This is a genomic window from Sphingomonas sp. 66-10, from assembly GCF_001897045.1.
GTDB lineage: Bacteria > Pseudomonadota > Alphaproteobacteria > Sphingomonadales > Sphingomonadaceae > Sphingomonas > Sphingomonas lycopersici.
This window is the reverse complement of sequence record NZ_MKRR01000159.1, coordinates 16,729-20,266: the sequence shown is the minus strand read 5'-3', so window position 1 is coordinate 20,266 and position 3,538 is coordinate 16,729. Positions and strand designations below refer to the sequence as shown.

General features: G+C 65.1%; 3 protein-coding genes and 1 pseudogene (1 of these 4 cut by a window edge). All 4 read right to left on the bottom strand.

Translation table 11 applies throughout. The features are described 5' to 3' along the window. Positions 1–1,344 (bottom strand): thiamine pyrophosphate-dependent enzyme (locus BGN95_RS24555; protein WP_286774330.1); only part of this gene is annotated, 1,344 nt, incomplete at its 3' end. Positions 1,345–1,420: 76 nt separating this feature from the next. Next, positions 1,421–2,311, bottom strand: a complete 891-nt coding sequence (sucD, locus tag BGN95_RS24550) for a succinate--CoA ligase subunit alpha (protein WP_179511380.1) — start codon at positions 2,309–2,311, stop codon at positions 1,421–1,423. A gap of 74 nt (positions 2,312–2,385) precedes the next feature. After that, positions 2,386–2,676: a GIY-YIG nuclease family protein gene (locus BGN95_RS24545; RefSeq protein WP_265271060.1), complete on the bottom strand. Its 291-nt coding sequence runs from the start codon at positions 2,674–2,676 to the stop codon at positions 2,386–2,388. A gap of 146 nt (positions 2,677–2,822) precedes the next feature. Beyond that, positions 2,823–3,538, bottom strand: a pseudogene (mdh, locus tag BGN95_RS24540) (malate dehydrogenase) (it continues 221 nt past the right edge of the window).

Sequence of the window (3,538 nt, the reverse complement as noted above, 5' to 3'; positions counted from 1 at the left end):
GTTCACATGGAAGATCGGCGCCTGCCCCCCCTTCGCCACATCCGACGGATAGGGCGAGGAGCGCGCGAATTGCGGGCTGGTGGTGAAGCCGATCTGGTTGTTGATGACGAAATGGATGCAGCCGCCGGTATTGTACCCACGGATGCCCGAGAAGCCGAGGCATTCCCACACGATGCCTTGCCCGGCGAACGCCGCGTCGCCGTGGATCAGCACCGGCAGCGAATGCGAATGCTCGGTGAGGTCGTTCGCGATCGTCTGGATCGCGCGGGTCTTGCCCAGCACCACCGGGTCCGCCGCCTCGAGGTGCGACGGGTTGGCGACGAGCGACATATGAACCTTGTGCCCGTCGAACTCGCGGTCGGTGGAGGTGCCGAGGTGATATTTGACGTCGCCCGAACCGCCGATGTCATCGGGGTTGGCCGAGCCGCCGGCGAATTCGTGGAAGATCACGCGGAGCGGCTTGGCCATCACATTGGCGAGCACGTTGAGCCGGCCGCGGTGCGCCATGCCGATGACGATCTCGTTGACGCCCATCTGGCCGCCGTACTTGATCACGCTCTCCAGCGCGGGGATCATCGATTCGCCGCCGTCGAGCCCGAAGCGCTTCGTGCCGACATATTTGCGGCCGAGGAACTTCTCCCACTGCTCGGCCTCGATCACCTTGGTGAGGATGGCCTTCTTGCCGGCGTCGGTGAATTCGATCGCCTTGTCCTTGCCCTCCATCCGATCCTGGAGGAAGCGACGCTCCTCCACGTCGGCGATGTGCATATATTCGAGGCCGACATTGCCGCAGTAATTGGCGCGCAGGATGTCGACGATCTCGCGTACCGTCGCCCATTGCAGCCCCAACGTGCCGCCGAGATAGACCGGGCGATCGAGATCGGCGTCGGAGAAGCCGTGATATTCGGTCGTGAGATCGGCCGGCAGTTCGCGCAGCCCGGAGAGGCCGAGCGGATCGAGATTGGAGGCGAGGTGGCCGCGCACGCGATAGGTGCGGATCAGCATCTGTGCGCGGATCGCATCGGCGGCGGCCTTGACCACCGCGTCCTGATCGGGGGCGGGGGCCGCGGCCGCCGGGGCGGGTTTGCCACCCTTCGCCGGCTTGGGCGCGGGCTCCATCTGCGTCGGATCGAGCGCCGCGGTGAGGTCGTCGGTCGAGGTCAGCGGCCAGCGGGCATTTTCCCACGACGGCCCGGACGTCGCGCCCTCCAGCCCCTCGAAGAAGGCGCGCCAGCCCGGCTCGACGCTGTCGGGCGATGCCTTGTAGCGCGCATAGAGCGCATCGATGAACGCCGGCGAGACGCCGCCTGCGATATCCGCGAAATCCTGGCCTTCGTAGCCCATGACGCTTTGTCCTCGGGCATCCTGGGGAGAGATGCCGTTGTCGCCCCGGAAGCAACATGCCCCCGGGGCGGAATGATCAACCCTTCAACACTTCGAGCAAGGTCGAGCCGAGCTCGCTCGGGCTCGCCGCGACCTTGATTCCGGCGGCTTCCATCGCCGCGATCTTGTCCTCGGCGCCGCCCTGGCCGCCCGACACGATCGCGCCGGCGTGACCCATGCGACGGCCCGGCGGCGCCGTGCGCCCGGCAATGAAGCCGGCCATCGGCTTCTTGCGCCCGCGCTTGGCCTCGTCCTTGAGGAACTGCGCCGCTTCTTCCTCGGCGGAGCCGCCGATCTCGCCGATCATGATGATCGACTGGGTCGCCTCGTCGGCGAGGAACAGTTCGAGCACGTCGATGAAGTTGGTGCCGTTGACCGGATCGCCGCCGATGCCGACCGCGGTGGTCTGGCCGAGCCCGGCGTTCGAGGTCTGGAACACCGCCTCATAGGTCAGCGTGCCGGAGCGCGAGACGACGCCGACCGAACCTTCGCGGAAGATATTGCCCGGCATGATGCCGATCTTGCACTGGTTCGGGGTCAGCACGCCCGGGCAGTTCGGCCCGATCAGCCGCGACTTGGAGCCGGAGAGCGCGCGCTTCACCTTGACCATGTCGAGCACCGGAATCCCTTCGGTGATGCACACGATCAGCGGCACTTCGGCGTCGATCGCCTCGAGGATCGAATCGGCCGCGAAGGGCGGCGGGACATAGATCACGCTGGCATCGGCGCCGGTCTTGGCGACCGCCTCGGCGACGGTGTCGAAGTTCGGCAGCCCGAGCTCCTCATGCACCGTGCCACCCTTGCCCGGCGTCACGCCGCCGACCATCTGCGTGCCGTAATCGAGCGCGGCCTTCGTGTGGAAGGTGCCTGTCTTGCCGGTCATCCCCTGGGTGATGACCTTGGTGTTCCTGTCGACGAGAATGCTCATGCGGGTTCTCAACTCCTTGTGTCCCCGCGGAGGCGGGGACCCAGCCTGTGCTCCCACCGGGAGCACATTGCCGATCAAAACAACGACTCGAACAGATCGTCCCAGCCGGGGTTCATTCGCTCAATCTCCGCCAGCTTCCACTGGCGGTTCCACTTCTTCATGCGAAGCTCGCGTAAGCGGGCCTCGTCGAGGTCGTCATACGCTTCGTACCAGACGAGACGGTGACAACCATATTCCTTCGTGAAGCCGTCGATCAGCCCGTTGCGGTGCTGATAAGCGCGGGCGGCGAGATCCGAGGTGACACCGATATAGATGGTGCCGTTGCGACCATTCGCCATGATGTAAACATACCCGCGCTTGTTCATCGGCTCCTTGTAATGTGCCCTCGCGAACGACAGCGTAAAATGTGCTCCCGCGAAGGGCCCTCATCAAAGTATTACTTTGATGGGAACCCAAGGCGGGAACCCAGTCTGTGTCCCCGCCTTCGCGGGGACACAGCTGAGCGCCTATGTCACGCCAGCGAGCTATCGATCGCCTTGCACGCCACGAGCAGTTCCTTGACCGCATCGACCGAGACCTGAAGGTTGGCCTTCGCCTCGTCGCCGAGCTTGACCTCGACCACCTTCTCGACGCCGCCGGCGCCGATGATCACCGGCGCGCCGACGTACAGATCGTCGACGCCATATTCGCCCGACAGATGCGCGGCGGCCGGCAGGATGCGCTTCTGGTCATAGAGATAGGCCTCGGCCATCGCGATGCCGCTGGTCGCCGGGGCGTAATAGGCCGAGCCGGTCTTGAGCAAAGCGACGATCTCGCCGCCGCCGCCGCGGGTGCGCTTGACGATCTCGTCGACCTTTTCCTTGGTCGAGAAGCCCATCGCGATCAGATCGCTGACCGGGATGCCGCTGACCGTGCTATACTCCAGCACCGGCACCATCGTGTCGCCGTGGCCGCCGAGCACGAAGGTGTTCACGTCCTTGACCGAGACGTTGAATTCCTCGGCGAGGAAGTGGCTGAAGCGCGCCGAGTCGAGCACGCCGGCCATGCCCACGACCTTGTTGGTCGGCAGGCCGGAGAATTCGCGCAGCGCCCAGACCATCGCGTCGAGCGGGTTGGTGATGCAGATGACGAACGCGTCGGGCGCGTTGTTCTTGATGCCTTCGCCGACCGACTTCATCACCTTGAGGTTGATGCCGAGCAGATCGTCGCGGCTCATGCCTGGCTTGC

Coding starts and splice junctions, on each gene's coding strand:
- sucD (WP_179511380.1), bottom strand. CDS start 2,311: ATGAGCATTCTCGTCGACAGGAACACCAAGGTCATCACCCAGGGGATG.
- BGN95_RS24545 (WP_265271060.1), bottom strand. CDS start 2,676: ATGAACAAGCGCGGGTATGTTTACATCATGGCGAATGGTCGCAACGGC.